The sequence below is a fragment of the Anaeromicrobium sediminis genome (assembly GCF_002270055.1).
GTDB classification, from domain to species: domain Bacteria; phylum Bacillota; class Clostridia; order Peptostreptococcales; family Thermotaleaceae; genus Anaeromicrobium; species Anaeromicrobium sediminis.
Window position 1 is genome coordinate 51,904 of record NZ_NIBG01000021.1, and the last position, 18,843, is coordinate 70,746.

Sequence of the window (18,843 nt, forward strand, 5' to 3'; positions counted from 1 at the left end):
TACCTACTTTGTTTCATTTATTGTTCTAGAAATAACATCAAGCTGTTGCTCCCTAGTTAACTTAACAAAATTAACGGCGTATCCTGATACCCTTATAGTAAGCTGAGGATATTTTTCAGGATGCTCCATGGCATCTTCTAACAAAGAGCGGTCAAAAACATTTACGTTCAAATGCTGTCCTCCGTTAGGAGTAAAATATCCGTCAAGAAGTTTTGCTAGATTTTCTTGTCTGTCGTTAAAACCCTTGCCCAATGCTGGAGGAGTGATAGCGAATGTATACGAAATGCCGTCACGGGCACAGGTATACGGTATGTCGCTAACCGATGTTAGGGAAGCAACCGCCCCGTTTTTATCCCTTCCGTTCATAGGGTTTACACCTGGTGAGAAAGGTGTGTCTGCTGGTCTTCCGCAAGGCGTGGATCCAGTCATTTTTCCATAAACAACATTTGATGTGATTGTTAAAAGGGACATGGTTGGTTTTGCATTCCTGTGCATTTTATGTGGACGAATAAAATTGTAAAAATCTTTTGTTAGTTTAACCGCCAATTTGTCGCTTTCTTCTCCGCTGTTCCCAAAAGGGACGTAATCGCCGGTAGTTTCAAAATCTACAGCCAACCCCTCTTCGTTTCTAATAACCTTAACTTTAGCGTTTTTAATGGCCATAAGTGAATCTACAGTAATTGCAAGTCCTGCAATTCCAAACGTTTCATAGCGTTTTATGTTTAGATCATGCAGTGACATTTGAAAAGCTTCATAGGCGTATTTATCATGCATGTAATGAATAATATTTACAGCCTGAACATAAATGCCCACAAGCCATTTTTGAACTTCATAAAATCTCTCTATCACCTCATCATAATCAAGGTATTCAGAAGTTATTGGGGCAAACTTCGGCGAAACCTGCGCTCCGTTTTTTTCATCACGGCCTCCATTTATAGCGTAAAGCAGAGCTTTAGGCAAGTTTACGCGAGCTCCAAAATGTTGGGTTGACTTTCCAATCTCCAAAGCTCCTACACACCCGGAAATAGCGTAATCATCACCAAATTCTGGTCGCATTAAATCATCGTTTTCGTACTGGATTGATGATGTTTCTATAGATAACCTTGCACAATAGTTTTTCCAGGTTTCCGGCAGACGCTCCGACCAAAGGACGGTCATGTTAGGCTCTGGGCCAACACCTAGGTTATATAGAGTATGCAAATAACGGTAAGAAGTTTTTGTTACCATCACTCTTCCGTCAACACCAAAACCTCCAATAGACTCTGTTATCCAAGTAGGGTCACCTGAAAATAATTCATTGTATTCTGGTGATCTAAGAAAACGGAATATTCTAAGTTTCATAATGAAGTGGTCAATAAGCTCTTGAGCTTCAACTTCAGTGATAATATTATTTTTCAAGTCTCTTTCAACATAAACATCAATAAAAGTGGATGTTCTTCCAAGTGAAATGGTTACCCCGTCATGCTGTTTAGCTGCTGCCAGAATTGCAAAATATACAAATTGGATAGCCTCCTGAGCTGTTTTTGCCGGCTTAGATACATCAAAACCGTAAGAAGCGCACATTTCACGAAAATCATTTAATGAGTTTAATTGATCAGTAAGCTCTTCTCTCTGCTGAATAACCTCAGGCGTCATTTCTCCTGGTTCAAGAAGCTTAAATTCCTTCTCTTTTTCAGAAATAATAAAATCAAGACCGTAAAGAGCAACCCTACGGTAATCACCTATATGGCGTCCCCTACCGTAATTGTCAGGTAAACCAGTAATTATTCCAGCTTCACATGCTTTGCGGATTTCCGGCGTATAAGCAGCCATAACCCCTTCATTGTGGGTTTTTCTATGATTTGAATAAATATCTTTTATTGTTTTATCCAGCTTATATCCGTAATTTTCTAACGCTTCTTCAAGGGGTGAAATACCGCCTCGAGGAAAGATAGCCCTTTTAAGCGGATTATCTGTCTGCAAACCTACAATCTTTTCAAGCTCTTTATCTATGTAACCAGGCTTATGTGATGTTATTGTTGAAGCAGTTTTTGTATCTACATCATAAACACCGCATCTTTCTCTTTCAAGCTCAAACATTTTTGATAGTTTTTCCCACAGCGTTTTTGTTGCTTCGGTAGGTCCAGCTAAAAACGATTGGTCACCCTCGTAAGGAGCATAATTCTCTTGAATAAAATCCCTAACATTTATCTCGGCTTTCCATAAATCACCTTTAAAACCATTCCAGCAATCCATTTTTTCCCTCCTCATAATTTTTAAATAAAGATAGGCATCTATATTTACGCATTATATTGCCACAATAAAGAAGATTGCAAATAGTGTGCCAATTTGACTTTTTATTAGGAAACGTTAAATTTTCAACAGTTGTTAAATAGTTATAATTAAATAAAAAAAATAAAAAACGAGTCAACATTGACTCGTTTTTTCATTATTGACTCACTTATTTTCTTTATTAGTCATTTAAATCCATTTCTTCATCTAAATATTTTCTGATCAGTCTGGTTGCTTTGGATTGGCTGATTTTCAACTTCTTTGCAACTTTACGGGAACTCTTGTATTTATTATATGCTTCAACAACAATGGCTTTTTTAAATTCATCAACCATATCGTCAAAGCAATCTTGACTTGATACAACAGTATCCTTATTAATTTCAAACAAACTACTTGGAAGGTGATGGGGTCTTATTATAAAATCACTTACCGTAACAACAAGTCTCTCAATCAAATGGGATAATTCTCTGATGTTTCCTCTCCAAGAATAGTTTCTAAGAATATTTAATACCTCTGTAGATAATTGATGATTCTTTTTATACGTTTTATTGAATTGCTTAAGGAAGTAAAATGTTAATAGTTCTATATCTTCTTTTCTTTCTCGTAATGGTGGAATATTGATTTCAAAAACACTTAACCGATAATATAAATCTTCTCTGAAGCTTCCGGCAACGGCAAGCTTTTTCAAATTTTTATTTGTGGCAGTGATTATTTTCACATCTACTTTCTTCATTTTATTACTGCCAACAGGCATGAATTCTTTTTCTTGAACCACATGTAGTAACTTGGATTGGAGCAGATAGGGCAATTCAGAAATCTCATCTAAAAGAAGAGTACCTCCGTCAGCAGCATCAAAGATGCCTTTTTTTCCTTGTTTTTTAGCACCGGTAAAAGACCCTTCTTCATATCCAAATAACTCTGATTCCATTAACTCCTTAGGAATAGCACCACAATTTACGGTGATAAAAGGCTTGTCTTTTCTCTTGCTACTATTATGCATTACTCGCGCCAATCGGGTTTTACCTACTCCTGATTCACCTAAAATAACAACCGGTGAATCTACATCAGATAACGTATGGGCTAGTTCCATAATTTCTTTCATCATAGAACTCTTGAATAGCAATGAAGATGAAGAAATATGTCGTTCTTCATACCTTTTTCTTTCAATCTCATCTACACTTAAATAGTAAATATCTTCTAGGCCATCTCTAATACTGGAAACAACATATTCTAGTTCTCCATTCTCGTCAAAGAATGGAACGACTATGCTTGTTATTGTGGCTCCAATATGTGTTTTCTGAGTCCTCATTACTGGGACTTTTTCTTTATAGACATATGGAAGAAGAGCTGGATGCCAATAATCTTCTTCCATAAAATCAAAATAATTCTTGCCAATCATATCTTCTTTTTTAAAACCATAATGTCGTTCACAAGCGCTATTAATATATAACAAATTATAATTGCTATCCCATATATTGATTTCATCATGGAGGCTATCAACGAGCTTAAGAAACATATCATAATCCAGTCTGTTTTTAATCACAATATCACCTTCAGAAAATTTATTTTGAAATTATTACAGCATATATCTTTTTCTTTAAGATCTATGCTTTTTCTAAAATTCTACAAATTAACCATAATTTCCTTCTATTAGCATGTATCACTTTTTCTCATATTGATACCAACTAAATGCAACTATAGCATAATTAATGACGTCTTTTAAATATAATTACAAAAGAAGAGGATGCCTAGAATCCTCTTCCTATTGCAGATAGTTTTTATTTTTTTTGTCTTAAACTCTTTATTTTAAGGGGTTATGGGTAACTTATTCTTGTTGGAAAGTCGACCATGCTAAAATTCATACATATGAGAAATAAAGAGGAATAAAAGAAATGAGTCTATTTAGACTCAGTAAGTTTAAATAGACTTATTTTAAGTTATTTATTTAAATATATTATGGGAAATTTTAATGATGTAAAAAGCAAAAATCATTACTAACTGAAGGTTGAAAGAGATTAATATTTAATATTGTAGTATAATTTTGATTATACTAAAAAAACTCAATATACGACAAAAAGTTTAAAAAAACAAACGAAAATTGTCAAAATTTATATTGGTTATATTTACCAAATAAATAAGTTGTAATATAATTATATAAGAGGAAAATTAATTGATGTATTAGATTGGGGGGAAATGAAAGAAACATTTATATAAGCCAGTATGATATAGTTATTAAGTAGAGATAGAGATAAAGATAAAAATAAAAAAAAGCGAAGTGGAATTAATGGAGATAGGGAGAACAAATTATGAGTGAGTACTGGAAAAATAGATTTAAGAATAAGGAGATGATATGGGGAACGGAACCTAGTAAGACAGCTATTGCTGCAAAAGAAATATTTCAACATCAAAAGATTAAGGATATACTAATACCTGGAGGGGGATATGGTCGGAATACTAAAGTATTTTCCGATGCTCAATTCAATGTGGATACTATTGAACTTTCAGAAGAAGCAATAGGTCTTGGAAAACAATGGGACGAAAGAGCAAACTTTATCCAAGGATCCGTATTAGATATGCCTTTGACAGATAAAAAATATGAGGGTATATATTGTTATAATATACTACATTTGTTTTTAAAAGAGGATAGAAAAATATTCATACAAAAGTGTTATAAACAATTAAAACAAGATGGATTAATATTCTTCACCTTTTTTTCAGAACAAGACGAGAGCCTTGGACGTGGAGAGATGATTGAATATAATACTTTTGAAGATGAAAATGGAAAGATAGTACATTATTTTACGGAAAAGGACACAAAAATACATTTTGAAAATTTTACCATAATAAAGATAGGCGAAATTGAAGATAAGATTATAACTCATGATATTGGCGAGAGAATATGCAAATTGAGATACATTTTGGCGAAAAAATAAAATTTTTAGGTTGTTTATAAGGATTAATAATCCTTATAAACAACCTAATTTTTTTATTTCACAAATAGGTTGAGTATTTTGCCTATTAATTGAGTATATATATAATTAGGGATTTAATTCTTTTAGAAAGGAATAAGATAATGAAGGATATAGAAGAATTTACAAAAGCAGAAGAGATTACTAATGCCATATCCCATGGAATAGGATTATTATTGGCAATAGGGGCCCTGGTTATATTAATAATATTTGCTAGTACATATGGCGATACATGGCATGTGGTGAGTTTTTCCATATATGGTGCAACTTTAGTGATTTTATATTTGGCTTCTACTTTGTATCACTCGTTTAAAAGGGGAAAGGTAAAGGATCTTTTTCAAATATTTGATCATTCTGCAATATATTTATTAATAGCAGGAACCTATACACCAATAGTGTTAAATCCATTAAGAGGGCCCTTAGGTTGGACTCTATTTGGAATTGTATGGGGATTAGCCCTAGTGGGGATCGTGTTTAAAGCCTTTTATGTTAAGAAGTTTGTAGGTATATCAACCTTAATATATATAGTCATGGGATGGCTAATAATATTTGCATTTTCACCATTAGTTAATTCTGTAGCCAGAATAAGTATAATATTTTTAGTGGCAGGTGGAATTACCTATACGGTGGGAAGTATATTTTATGTATGGCCTAAAATAAAATATCACCATGCCCTATGGCATTTATTTGTAATAGGCGGTAGTGTTTGTCACTTCTTTGCCGTAATATATTTATTACCTAGATAAGCAAAATGCTCCAGTTATTACTAATGGAGCATTTTTTTAATAATTTTTATAAAGGGGAAAATAATAATTAGTAAAATCACTTAAAGAAAAAGGATGATACATGTGTATAAACCTGCATACTTAAATTTATTATTAAATGGTGAATTAGAAAGTAGAGTTAAGACTTTAAAAGAAATGCTTAAAAATTGTGTTCTATGTCCTCATGAGTGTGGTGTAAACAGATTAGAGGGAGAAAGGGGCTATTGCAAAACCCTAGATAATTGTGTTGTATCTGGAGGTGAACCCCATTTTGGTGAGGAAGAAGAATTAGTAGGAAATTATGGATCTGGTACAATATTTTTTTCCCATTGTAACTTAAGTTGTGTATTTTGCCAGAATTATGAAATAAGCTTTTGCGGAGAAGGGAGAATAATAAGTTCAAGGGAACTTTCAAAAATGATGCTTTCCTTACAAAGGTATGGGTGTCATAATATTAATCTTGTTTCTCCAAGTCACATAGTACCACAGATAGTAGAAGCAATATTTATGGCAGCTAAAGAGGGGTTAAATATTCCTATAGTATATAATACAAATGGTTATGACTTAACTGGTACACTTAAGTTGTTAGATGGTATTGTAGATATTTATATGCCAGATATTAAATTTGCTGATGATGAGAAGGCATTGAAATACCTAGGAGTAAAAAACTATTATACCATCACAAAAAAAGCTGTAAAGGAAATGTATAGACAGGTTAATAATTTAAAAACCGATGATAGAAATATTGCATATAAGGGCCTTATGATTAGGCATTTAGTACTTCCACAAAATTTAGCAGATACGGAAAAAATAATGAAGTTTATAGGAGATGAAATATCTACAGATACCTATGTAAACATTATGGATCAGTACTACCCTGCGTATACATCTCATAAGTATGAAGAACTGAGTAGAACCATATCTAAAGAAGAATATAAAATTGCAGTAAACTCAGCTAAATCAGCAGGATTAAAAAGATATAAAACTAGTTATTAAGCCATATAGTGAGGGGTTGTTACTTTAGTATATATGTTTTTAAAACTTGGGGCATTGCCATCATCAAATAACATAATATCTACTGAAACGTCCTCATAAAAGGGGGCGTATTTTTTTTATGGAGTTCATAGGAGCTTCACTAATATGTTTATGAATATAGAAATTTAAGATATATTTATGGTTAAAAATATTTACCATAATATTACTATATAATATAATTGCATAGGAAAGAACTTACTTAATGGGTTTCATTTATAAAATGACAAAAGAGGAGATTATATATGACAAAAAATATTATTTTAGGAGTATTGGTAATGGGAATACTAGCATGTGGTCTTTTAGTGGTAGATTCCTATGTAATAGATAAAGAAGAGAATACAAATGAAAGGGCACTAAAAGAAAGTATAATAAATAAGTGTACTGAATATAAGACTATAGGTTTAAATGAACTTACCCCCTTTGAGTGGGATGAGGTCTATTCATTTCCACCCTATATGGATAAGGATTCAATGAGTGAACTGTCAGGTATTCCTAAATCCCATTTAAGTGAAACTTATAGTGAAGGCACCATGAATATTATATTCTTAAAGGACAAGAAAGTAGTATGTAAAATAATAGGTTATCCAAAGGAATTTTATTTAAGTATAGGTGATTCAAAATACGAAGATAATGAAAGACTTTTAATAAGCAAATTACCTACTAAAGATGATGAAACAATAGTTTTAAATAGATATAATGGAGAAAAAGTAAAAACAATAGAAGACGGAAATTATTTAAATGAAAAGATGGTTGGTTATTGGGAGAAAAATGTAGAGGAAGAAAATAATAATGAAATAAAACAAAAGCACATTAATATGGTTTTGACTAAGGATGGAGTAGTAAAATTTAATTTCTTTTACAGTTTATATAAGGATAACACTAATATAGAAAATTTAGATAGAGCAGGATCTAGAAGTAGTACCCAATCATTTAATAGTCATAGTGGCAAGTATATGGTAGAAGATGATGAGATTATATTAAAGCTTCAGGGTGATAGGTTCATAATGAAAATAGATTTTAAGGGAGAAAGTAGCATATTAAATGGTGAATATGAATTGGTAAAGAAATAAGGGACTATTAAAAAAATAGTCCCTTTGTGTATAATGATGTTTTTACCTTGTAATTTATAAAAACTTTTCTTTAACCTTATTCCAAAAATCATAGTTTTTCAATCTCAATACTTGAGCTTTTAATGAGGACATTCTAAGTTGAATCTCTTCAATCTCATCATACTTATGTTCTTCTCCATCTGTAACTATCAAAATAGAATTTTCAAATCTATATTCCGGATATACTTTAATTGTGGAAGTTTCAGGAACTATAATACTAGATGTGAAGGATCTATATGCAGTTGTAGTTATAGGTGCTATAGGTGTTATTTGCATTAAGGATAATCTTGGATCTACTATACTACCTCGTAAAGAATAATTGTAGGCAGTAGAACCGGCTGGTGTAGCCACTAATACACCATCTCCACTAAACTTTTCTATAAAACTATTATCTAAAGATAGATTTAAATGTATAGTTCTTGATTTATCACCCTTTATACAAATTTCATTCACACCTAAAAGTTCTATACAGTGAGATTTAGTACATACTAAAGCCTCTACCAATTTAAATTCTTGTATTGTATATTCTCCTTTAGAATAAAGAAAAATAAACTCATCTAGTTGATAGGGAGATACTTCTTGGAAGAATCCCAAATGACCTGTATTTATTCCTACTATAGGCATACTAGGAAAATTATTGTCATGAAGAGTTCTTAAGAAAGAACCGTCTCCACCTACGCAGATTATTAAATCTCCATTTGAGTCAAATTCATTAGGTACATAATACCCAGCTTTCTCTAGTTTTTGTTTTAACACTCTACTGGTTTCCTTTGAAATAGGTCTATCATTAGACACTATATTTATAATACGATTTTCGCCCTTAAGCATCAAATCACTCCATTTTATGTAAATTTAATTAATTTTACCATAATTAAAATTTAAATTAAAGGTAATATTATGCATTAACACCTTTAAAGAAGTGTCTTGGTAAGTTATAATAAATCTTGTTAAACTAAATTATAAAGGTGATAAAATATGATAAATACAAATGAAGAAACTAACAAGTTAAAGTTTTTAGTAGATGAAGAACATGCAGGAATTCATTTAAAAGAAGTATTGTATGATGTTATGAAATTATCTAGCAGATTAGTTAGAAGAGCTAAAAGAAAAAAAGGAATATTAGTAAATGGTCATAAAATTCCATTTCATTCTACATTGAGAAAAAATGATTTAGTAGAAGTAATCATGGAAGATGAACCTAATCAATTTGAACCAGAAGACATAAACATAGATATAGTATATGAAGATGTGGACCTAATTATAATTAATAAGCAACCTGGATTAGTAGTACACCCTACAAAGGGCCATCCTACAGGAACTTTGGCAAATGCCCTGGTTCATCATATGAATAAAACCAGAAATACATTTAAGATAAGATTTGTAAATAGATTAGATAGGGATACTTCAGGTCTAATAATAGTAGCAAAAAACTCTTTTGGCCAACAGGAATTATCTAAACAAATGCAAGAAAATAAAGTTGATAAATATTATCTTACTGTAGTAGAAGGTCAAGTAAGTGAAAATAAGGGAACCATATTTGCACCTATAGGAAGGGAATATGAAGATAGTATAAAAAGAGTTGTAATGGAAGGTGGACAAGACTGTATAACCCATTTTCAAGTGACAGAGAGAATGAAAAAGGCCACAGTATTAGAAATAAAGCTAGAAACGGGAAGAACTCATCAAATTAGAGTTCATATGGATTATATGGGACATGCTTTAATAGGTGATGAGTTGTATGGAAAAACTAGTGAATTAATAGGAAGACAGGCGCTACATGCTAAAAAACTAGCCTTTAATCAACCAAGAACAGGTGAAAGAATAGTTGTAGATTCTACTATTCCGAAGGATATAGAAAATTTAATAAATAGTTTGAAATAAAAGCAGATAAGTTAACTTATCTGCTTTTTATTGTGAGCTCAGCATGGAGGATAACTTGGCTGTGGCAAACATGGAGGAGTTGTGAATGAATATACATAAAAGCATGAAGAGTTTTAGAAATAATGCATAATTATGAATTAATATACATAAATAAACATAAATAGTTTTAAATTACATGAATAGTATGATTAGAAAGGGGAGATTTGCATGGAACATATGGGATTTTTATCGTTAATTCCACCTTTGTTAGCAATTATAGTATCTATTTTAACAAAGAATGTAATCGTATCATTATTCTTAGGAAGTTTTGTTGGAATTCTTATTATGTCAAATGGAATGGTGATAACAGCAACACAGACAATTATTGGAGACTATTTCTTTAAGCAGCTTACGGATAGTTATAATGCAGGCGTATTGGTATTACTGGTATTTATTGGTGGATTTGTAGCTTTGATGGAGAAATCAGGAGGATCAGCTGCATTTGCAGAAAAAGCAGCAAAATTTATAAACACAAGAGTAAAAACACAACTTGCAGCTTGGATTGGAGGAATTATAGTATTTTTCTCTGACCTTGGAACCCCCTTAATCGTAGGACCAATTTTTGAACCAATTTTTGATAAAGGTAAGGTTTCAAGAGAAAAACTAGCATGGATTATAGACTCTACTGCATCTCCAGTGGCGGTATTAGTACCCTTTATAGGTTGGGGTGTATATGTAATGGGTCTTATTCAAAAGGAATTCGAAAGCTTGAATATAATGGAATCAGATTGGAGTGCTTTTGTGCACGCTATACCTTTTCAGTTTTATCCAATTCTCACTATACTGATGGTTCCTTTGGTAGCTTTTACAGGTTTAGAGTTTGGGGCCATGGCAAAGGCTGAAAAGAGAGTGAGAGAAATAGGGGAATTATTTTGGTACAATTCAAAACCAATGAGAAAGTCAGAAAATATGAAAGAGATTCAGAACATAAAAAGTAGTGCTATGCTTGTATGGCTACCTATATTAGTTTTATTGGTAACTTTATTTGGTTTGTTAATTCCACATGGTTTTCCATTTAAAAAAGTATCTGGAAGTGTATTCAGAGTAGCATTGAGTACAGGTTACTTATTTGCAGGGATACTATTAATTATTATGATGAAATATTATAAAGTAAAAAAGTTACAAGAAGCTTTTGAAGTATATATATATGGTATGCAAAAGATGATGTACGTGGCTATTACATTAGTATTAGCATGGTCATTAGGAAACGTTATTAAAAATATGGGAACGGCTAATTACATAATAGAAATTATGGATGGAACAGTACCTTCTTATTTTGTACCCATATTAATTTTTATAGTTGGTGGGTGTATGTCTTTCGCAACTGGTAGTTCATGGGGAACATTTGCAGTTATGATTCCTTTAGCAATTCCTATGTCACATCATCTTGGGGCACCATTATATGCATGTATTGGAGCAGTCCTTTCAGGAGGATTGTTTGGAGATCATTGTTCTCCTATTTCTGATACAACAATACTAGCATCTACAGGAGCAGGATGTGATCATATAGATCATGTAAAAACACAATTACCTTATGCTATAGTAAATGCTGTTGCCGCATTAATTGCATATATAATGGCTGGAATAACTGGAAGTGCATCTACATTGATGATAGCAATTGTTATTATGATTATATCAGTAGTAGTAATTTCAAAATTACAAAGAAAAAATAAAGCAAATAGGAAATCAGATAAAGACCAAATGGCTTAATAGATTTCATTTTAAAAGGAGAGAGGTTTAAATAGTAAATAAAACGCTTCCTAAAACATACTATTAACAAAAAGAAGTGTTTTTTTATTTAAATGAGAGAATGCTTAAAGGAAAATTTAATAAATAGTTTGAGATAAAAGCAGATAGGTTAATTTAAATAAATTAACCTATCTGCTTTTTGCTTAATGATTTGATTTAAATTGTTTATAGATTAAAAATGAGGGTAGCAATATAACAGAGATTGAACAACTATTAAAAGAAATTAAAAAATAAAACTTCTTTTTTTCATCTTCGTCACATATGTTACAGAATTAAGACTAAAATTACCGTATCATATAGTTAAATCAATGATGAATATAAAAAATATTTTAAATACAGGGAGGAATAAGTAATGAGTAATATGTTTTGTTATCAATGTCAGGAGGCCGCTAAAGGTGTAGGATGTAGTAAGATCGGTGTATGTGGTAAGAGCGCCGATGTTGCCAACTCTCAAGACTTATTAATATATGTAGTAAAGGGAATTGCTGTATACGGAGAAAAATTAAGAGAATTAGGTCAAACGGATAAAGAAGTAGATAAGTTTGTAGTAGATGCATTATTCACAACTATTACTAATGCTAACTTCGACAGAGCTAACATAATTAAGAAAGTGCAAAAGGGATTAGAAATTAGAGATGAATTAAAAGCTAAGTTAATAAAAGCAGGAGTAAAAGTAGATGGAGCTACAAGCTCAAGTTGGTTATCTAAATTTATGGAAATCATCGGACTTGGAGCTAAAGAAGAAGTTAAATTAGCAGACGCTGCTATCTTTAATGCAGACTCTTTAGACCAATTAAATGAAAAAGCTAAGACAGTAGGAATTCTTGCTACTGAAAATGAAGATATTAGATCATTAAGAGAATTATTAACTTATGGCCTAAAAGGTATGGCTGCATACTTACATCATGCAAATAACTTAGGTTATGATAATGATGAAATCCACGCATTCATGGAAAAAGCATTAGTAGCTACTTTAAATGATGAATTAGGTGCAGATGATTTAGTAGGATTAACTCTAGAGTGTGGTAAATTTGCTGTAGATGTAATGGCATTATTAGATAAAGCTAACACAGAGTCATATGGTCACCCAGAAGTAACTAAGGTAAACATTGGAGTTAGAAATAACCCGGGAATCTTAATCAGTGGTCACGACTTAAACGACTTACAACAATTATTAGAGCAAACTAAGGGAACTGGAATAGACGTTTATACTCATAGTGAAATGTTACCAGCTCACTACTACCCAGCATTCAAGAAGTATGATCACTTTGCAGGAAACTATGGAAATGCATGGTGGAAGCAAAATGAAGAATTTGAAAAATTCAATGGTCCAATATTAATGACTACTAACTGTTTAGTAACACCAAAGAAATCATACAAAGATAGAGTTTATACTACAGGTGTAGTAGGATTTGATGGATTAACTCATATTCATGAAGATGAAAATGGAAAGAAAGATTTCTCAGTGATTATAGAACAGGCTAAGAAGTGTGAAGCTCCAGTTGAAATTGAAAAGGGAGAAATCGTTGGTGGATTTGCACACAACCAAGTAATGGCTGTTGCTGATAAAGTAGTAGAAGCTGTTAAATCTGGTGCTATTAAGAAGTTCTTCGTAATGGCAGGTTGTGACGGAAGAGTTAAGAGCAGAAATTACTACACTGAATTTGCAGAAAAATTACCAAAGGATACTGTTATCTTAACTGCAGGTTGTGCAAAATATAAGTACAACAAGTTAGACTTAGGAGACATTGGTGGAATTCCAAGAGTATTAGATGCAGGACAATGTAATGACTCTTACTCATTAGCAGTAATTGCACTTAAATTAAAAGAAGTATTTGGTCTTGAAGATATTAATGAATTACCAATTGCATACAACATTGCATGGTATGAGCAAAAGGCTGTAACAGTATTACTTGCATTACTTCACTTAGGAGTTAAAAACATTCACTTAGGACCAACATTACCAGCATTCTTATCTCCTAATGTGGCTAAAGTATTAGTAGATAACTTTGGAATCGGTGGAATTACAAACGTAGATGACGATTTAAAAATGTTCTTAGGATAATAAATAATAAGCCCCTCAAATGAGGGGCTTATTTTGTTGTACGGATAATGCGTAGCTGTCACAAATTAGATACTGTTAAATTGACTTAAAGGTAACTATAGACATAAAAGATAAATTTTATTAAATTACATATCATTATAAAAGGAAATCTGCATAAACATATTTATGAGGTCTGTACTTTGGCAAAGGGAATATTGATAATAGATGCAGATTATGGCTGAATGGATTTTTCTGGAGAGTACTTGTGTAAAGTTAAAAGAAGATATAGCAAAATAAAAATAGGTTGTTATATAACAACCTACTTTTATTTAGGACGGTTAGTCAACTATATTTAATTCTTATTTAATTCATTTATGTAAGGTAAAAGTTTGTGAGGAAAAATAGTGCAAATAACTAACCGGCCTTTTGGTGAAGTTTGGATAAAGTTTCAATTAGTTACTTAGGCATTTAATAATCAAACTTTCTTAGAATAATGATCCACTTCCAAATAAGATAATTAATAATAGGAAGAAAAATAATAAGGTACTACCATCTTCTAACCCAAAGTCACCAAATCCGTCACCAAAGAATGATCCAAAGTATGGTGCACAGAATAAAATGACTAACAGTAGGAAGAAGAAAAGTAATGCTGTATTATCTTCAAATCCTAAGTCTGCAAGTAAGCCTTTTGTAGTTTCTTCAGACAAATGTGACACCCCCTTAAAACTAATTAATATAATATATTGACTAAGTATATATCATGGAGAATATTGGGAAAAGAATTGGGTATCCCAATTCTTTTTAGTATTCTTTTCCCCAGGATAATCCACCAAAGTATATAACAAATAATAATAAGAAGAAGAATAATAAAGTGTCATCTCCAGCAAACCATTGCCTATCTGCCAACTATTACACCCCCTTCTTCATATATGAATGTAGAAAGAATCGGGATTTTATCCCGAACTCTTTATTTAATATCCGCCGAAGAAATCGCCGAATCCGCAAAAACCTGGACAGCAGAATAGTACTACTAACAATAAGAAGAAGAATAACAAGCTATCTCTAGATCCAAATAATCCACTACACATAGGGGAACAGAACAATACTACTAGTAATAGGAAAAAAAATAGTAAACTATCATCACATCCACCAAAACCATCACATTGTTTATCAGCCATACATTTCCACCTCCTTTGTTTGTTATGTAATTCAAGAGGTTAAAGTTTTCTAATATAGGTTATGCATTTAGAATAATATGTGTTACAAGATTAATAAGTTATTAAGGTAACTAGAGTTATTTATGGTATACAAACTTTAAAATATAAGGTAAAATATATGAAAACTTAATTTTAATAAGAAAAAGGGTTAAAAAGTTAAAAAAATAAAAAATATACTTGTATATTTTCCAAAAATGGTTATAACATTTCATGAAAATTTGTTAGAATTAAAAGTATATATTTAAAACACACTAAAAATAGAGTGAGTATCATAGGAGGAGATGACGTGAAGAAGTTTAAAAGAGTATTAGTAGCCAACAGAGGGGAAATAGCTATACGTATCTTCAGAGCCTGTAATGAATTAGGGATTCGGACAGTGGCAATTTATTCTGAAGAAGATAAAAACTCCCTTTTTAGAACTAAAGCTGATGAATCTTATCTAATAGGAAAAAACAAGGGACCGGTAGAGGCATATTTAAATATTGAAGAAATAATAAAGGTAGCCCTTAAAAAAGGTGTAGACGCTATACATCCAGGTTACGGTTTTTTATCAGAGAATACGGAGTTTGCTAAAAAATGTGAAGAAGCGGGAATCACATTCATAGGTCCTAATTATAAAATGATGGATCAATTAGGGGATAAAATTAAATCTAAGAAGGTTGCAAGTAGGGTAGGGGTACCTACTATCCCTGGAGTAGAAAAGGCTGTAAAATCAGAAGATGAAGCTATAGAGTATGCTAATATATGTGGATATCCAGTAATACTAAAAGCTGCTGCTGGTGGCGGTGGTAGAGGTATGAGAATAGTAAGAAAAAAAGAAGCCTTATTAGATGAATATAGAAGTGCTAAAAATGAAGCTAAGAAGGCCTTTGGTATAGATGATATTTTTGTGGAAAAATACATAGAAAAACCAAAGCATATAGAAGTACAAATTTTAGGAGATAACTATGGAAACATAGTTCACTTGTATGAGAGAGATTGTTCTGTACAAAGGAGACATCAAAAGGTAATTGAGTTTACTCCAGCATTATGTATCAGTGAAGAATTAAGACAAAACATATGTAATGATGCAATTAAAATATCTAAAGCAGTAGATTATAAGAGTGCAGGAACAGTAGAATTCCTAGTTGATGCTCATGGAAATCACTATTTTATTGAAATGAATCCAAGAATTCAGGTTGAACATACCGTAACAGAACTGGTTACAGGAGTAGATATAGTTCAAAGTCAGATTTTAATAGCACAAGGTTATAGCCTTGATTCTAATGAGATTAATATAAAATCACAAGAGGATATACAACCTAGAGGATACTCTATACAATGTAGGGTAACTACAGAAGATCCAATAAACAATTTTGCACCAGATACGGGAATAATAGATATATATAGAACAGGTTCGGGTAATGGAATAAGACTAGATGGTGGAAATGGATTTACGGGAGCTGTAATAAGTCCATATTATGATAGTTTATTAGTTAAGGTTAGTTCCTATTCAAGATCATTTGAAGATGCCATAAGAAAAGTAAGAAGAGCCGTAAAAGAGATTAAGATAAGAGGAGTTAAAACTAATGCAGGATTCCTAGTAAATGTTCTTAGTCATGAGGAATTCAAAAAAGGATTATGTGATACGGGATTCATTAAGGAAAATCCTGAACTCTTTGATATAACTGCTAAAAAAGATATGGAGCTTAAAGTGTTAAATTTCATAGGTGAAAAGGTAGTTAATGAAACTAAGGGTATAAAGAGAGATTTTGATATACCTAAAATTCCAAAGGTAGGAAATATAAGTGATTTAAGAGGTACAAAACAAATATTAGATGAGAAAGGTCCAAAGGCTGTGGCCGATTGGGTTAAATCACAAGAAAAATTACTTCTTACAGATACTACTATGAGGGATGCACATCAATCTCTAATGGCAACTCGTATGAGAAGTAGAGATATGATAAAAATCAGTAAAGCAACGGCTGCTTTAGGTAAGGATCTATTCTCTATGGAAATGTGGGGAGGGGCTACATTTGATGTGGCATACAGATTCTTAAAGGAATCTCCATGGGAGAGATTAAGAACTATAAGAAAAAGAGTTCCTAATGTGTTACTTCAAATGCTAATAAGAGGTTCAAATGGAGTTGGATACAAAAACTACCCTGATAATGTAATTAGAGAGTTAATACAATTATCTTCTAAAAATGGAATAGATGTATTTAGAATATTTGACTCTTTAAACTGGTTAAAGGGTATGGAAGTATCCTTAGATGAAGTATTAAAAACAGGTAAGATAGCAGAAGCATGCATTTGTTACACAGGAGATATACTAGATACAACTAGAGATAAATATACATTAGAATATTATGTAAATAAGGCTAAAGAAATAGAAAAAATGGGTGCTCATATACTAGGTATTAAGGATATGTCAGCTCTACTTAAGCCCCATTCTGCATTTAAACTTATTAAAGCATTAAAGGATGAAGTATCCATACCAATTCACTTACACACTCATGATACAAGTGGTAATGGTGTGGCAACTATATTAATGGCGGCAGAAGCTGGAGTAGATGTAGTAGATACGGCAATTAATAGTATGTCAGGACTTACTAGTCAACCAGCGCTGAACTCTGTTGTGGCAGCTTTAGAAAACACTAAGAGAGACACAGGAATGAACCTGGATGACATTCAAAAAATATCTGATTACTGGGCAGATGTAAGACCAGTATATGAGAGTTTTGAATCAGGACTTAAGTCTGGTACGGCAGAAATCTATAAGTATGAAATACCAGGTGGACAATATTCAAACTTAAAGCCACAAGTTGAAAGTTTTGGTCTTGGACATAGATTTAATGAAGTTAAGGAAATGTATAAGACTGTTAACATAATGTTAGGAGACATAGTAAAGGTAACTCCATCATCAAAGGTTGTGGGAGATATGGCAATCTTTATGGTTAAGAATGATTTAGATGAAGAAAATATATACGAAAAGGGTAAAGACCTAGCATTCCCAGACTCTGTAGTATCCTACTTTAAAGGAATGATGGGTCAACCTATGGGTGGATTCCCTGAAGACTTACAAAAGCTTGTATTAAAGGGAGAAGAACCTATTACATGTAGACCTGGTGAATTATTAGAGAGTGAAGATTTTAATAAGATCAAGAAGGATCTGAAAGAGAAATTTGAAATAGAAGCAACTGATGAAGATGCAGTGAGTTTTGCCCTATATCCAAAGGTATTTGATGAATACTTAAGTTATATTAAAGAAAATGGAGACTTTAGTAGAATGGGAAGTGACATCTACTTCCACGGACTAAGGGAAGGTGAGACTTGCAACGTTGAGATTGAAGAAGGTAAGGTACTAGTTATAAAGCTTCTTGAAATCGGTAGAGTAGATGAAGAAGGAAAGAGAACAGTATTATTTGAAGTAAACGACTCTAGACGTGCTATTAAAGTACATGATAAGGGAAGCGTAGTTCAAAATGCTGAGGCAGTAAGTATCCAAATGGCAGATGTAGATAATCCAAATGAAATAGGTTCAAGTATCCCAGGAAAATTAATAAAGGTATTAGTTAAAGAGGGGGATAAGGTTGCAGAAAATGATACAGTAGCCATAATAGAAGCCATGAAGATGGAAACTAATATTACAGCATCAAAGGATGGTGTGGTAGAAAAGATATTTGCTAAAGAGGGAGATCAAGTAAAGTCAGGTCAATTAATATTAAAAATTGAAGAATAATAAGAAAGTCGTCCAATATATTGAACTGCCCCCTGTCAAGTAGA

General features: G+C 32.2%; 13 protein-coding genes. 8 read left to right on the forward strand and 5 right to left on the reverse strand.

Annotated elements, in window-relative coordinates; translation table 11 throughout:
* Positions 1-3 precede the first annotated feature (3 nt).
* Together pflB and CCE28_RS17590 are read right to left on the reverse strand one after the other, a co-directional pair.
* On the reverse strand, positions 4-2,235 hold the full coding sequence (pflB, locus tag CCE28_RS17585; protein WP_095135034.1) for a formate C-acetyltransferase: 2,232 nt from the start codon (positions 2,233-2,235) through the stop codon (positions 4-6).
* A gap of 217 nt (positions 2,236-2,452) precedes the next feature.
* Positions 2,453-3,814: a sigma-54 interaction domain-containing protein gene (locus CCE28_RS17590; RefSeq protein ID WP_095135035.1), complete on the reverse strand. Its 1,362-nt coding sequence runs from the start codon at positions 3,812-3,814 to the stop codon at positions 2,453-2,455.
* A gap of 763 nt (positions 3,815-4,577) precedes the next feature.
* Here CCE28_RS17590 and CCE28_RS17595 point away from each other — a divergent pair.
* From CCE28_RS17595 to CCE28_RS17610, 4 genes are all read left to right on the forward strand, one after another.
* Positions 4,578-5,204, forward strand: a complete 627-nt coding sequence (locus CCE28_RS17595; RefSeq protein ID WP_095135036.1) for a class I SAM-dependent methyltransferase — start codon at positions 4,578-4,580, stop codon at positions 5,202-5,204.
* Between the two features lie 140 nt (positions 5,205-5,344).
* Entirely contained in the window at positions 5,345-5,986 is a 642-nt protein-coding gene (trhA, locus tag CCE28_RS17600) for a PAQR family membrane homeostasis protein TrhA (RefSeq protein WP_095135037.1), read from the forward strand.
* Between the two features lie 102 nt (positions 5,987-6,088).
* The gene (locus tag CCE28_RS17605; protein ID WP_242973012.1) at positions 6,089-7,000 is read left to right on the forward strand and encodes a radical SAM protein; all 912 of its coding nucleotides are present in this window, start codon (positions 6,089-6,091) and stop codon (positions 6,998-7,000) included.
* Between the two features lie 281 nt (positions 7,001-7,281).
* On the forward strand, positions 7,282-8,109 hold the full coding sequence (locus CCE28_RS17610) for a hypothetical protein (RefSeq protein WP_095135039.1): 828 nt from the start codon (positions 7,282-7,284) through the stop codon (positions 8,107-8,109).
* A 54-nt stretch (positions 8,110-8,163) separates the two neighbouring features.
* Here the strand turns inward: CCE28_RS17610 and CCE28_RS17615 are convergent, their stop codons facing one another.
* On the reverse strand, positions 8,164-8,976 hold the full coding sequence (locus CCE28_RS17615) for an NAD(+)/NADH kinase (RefSeq protein WP_095135040.1): 813 nt from the start codon (positions 8,974-8,976) through the stop codon (positions 8,164-8,166).
* A gap of 147 nt (positions 8,977-9,123) precedes the next feature.
* On the opposite strand from CCE28_RS17615, the gene CCE28_RS17620 reads away from it, so the two are divergent.
* From CCE28_RS17620 to hcp, 3 genes are all read left to right on the forward strand, one after another.
* The gene (locus tag CCE28_RS17620; RefSeq protein WP_095135041.1) at positions 9,124-10,029 is read left to right on the forward strand and encodes an RluA family pseudouridine synthase; all 906 of its coding nucleotides are present in this window, start codon (positions 9,124-9,126) and stop codon (positions 10,027-10,029) included.
* Between the two features lie 207 nt (positions 10,030-10,236).
* On the forward strand, positions 10,237-11,778 hold the full coding sequence (locus CCE28_RS17625) for a Na+/H+ antiporter NhaC family protein (protein WP_095135042.1): 1,542 nt from the start codon (positions 10,237-10,239) through the stop codon (positions 11,776-11,778).
* Positions 11,779-12,169: 391 nt separating this feature from the next.
* Entirely contained in the window at positions 12,170-13,882 is a 1,713-nt protein-coding gene (gene hcp / locus CCE28_RS17630) for a hydroxylamine reductase (protein ID WP_095135043.1), read from the forward strand.
* A 464-nt stretch (positions 13,883-14,346) separates the two neighbouring features.
* Here hcp and CCE28_RS17635 read toward each other — a convergent pair whose 3' ends face one another.
* Positions 14,347-14,577, reverse strand: coding sequence for a hypothetical protein (locus CCE28_RS17635; RefSeq protein ID WP_242973013.1), 231 nt, complete (start codon positions 14,575-14,577; stop codon positions 14,347-14,349).
* Positions 14,578-14,832: 255 nt separating this feature from the next.
* Complete coding sequence (locus tag CCE28_RS17640; RefSeq protein WP_095135045.1) at positions 14,833-15,039, reverse strand: hypothetical protein; 207 nt, start codon at positions 15,037-15,039, stop codon at positions 14,833-14,835.
* 325 nt (positions 15,040-15,364) lie between these two features.
* Between CCE28_RS17640 and CCE28_RS17645 the strand changes: the two genes are divergently transcribed.
* Positions 15,365-18,799 (forward strand): pyruvate carboxylase, encoded by a 3,435-nt coding sequence (locus CCE28_RS17645; protein WP_095135046.1) that lies wholly within the window; start codon positions 15,365-15,367, stop codon positions 18,797-18,799.
* Positions 18,800-18,843 lie beyond the last annotated feature (44 nt).

Excerpts from the sequence above, each read along its gene's own strand:
- pflB (WP_095135034.1), bottom strand. The coding sequence starts at position 2,235 with ATGGATTGCTGGAATGGTTTTAAAGGTGATTTATGGAAAGCCGAGATA.
- CCE28_RS17595 (WP_095135036.1), top strand. The coding sequence starts at position 4,578 with ATGAGTGAGTACTGGAAAAATAGATTTAAGAATAAGGAGATGATATGG.
- trhA (WP_095135037.1), top strand. The coding sequence starts at position 5,345 with ATGAAGGATATAGAAGAATTTACAAAAGCAGAAGAGATTACTAATGCC.
- CCE28_RS17610 (WP_095135039.1), top strand. The coding sequence starts at position 7,282 with ATGACAAAAAATATTATTTTAGGAGTATTGGTAATGGGAATACTAGCA.
- CCE28_RS17615 (WP_095135040.1), bottom strand. The coding sequence starts at position 8,976 with ATGCTTAAGGGCGAAAATCGTATTATAAATATAGTGTCTAATGATAGA.
- CCE28_RS17620 (WP_095135041.1), top strand. The coding sequence starts at position 9,124 with ATGATAAATACAAATGAAGAAACTAACAAGTTAAAGTTTTTAGTAGAT.
- CCE28_RS17625 (WP_095135042.1), top strand. The coding sequence starts at position 10,237 with ATGGAACATATGGGATTTTTATCGTTAATTCCACCTTTGTTAGCAATT.
- hcp (WP_095135043.1), top strand. The coding sequence starts at position 12,170 with ATGAGTAATATGTTTTGTTATCAATGTCAGGAGGCCGCTAAAGGTGTA.
- CCE28_RS17640 (WP_095135045.1), bottom strand. The coding sequence starts at position 15,039 with ATGGCTGATAAACAATGTGATGGTTTTGGTGGATGTGATGATAGTTTA.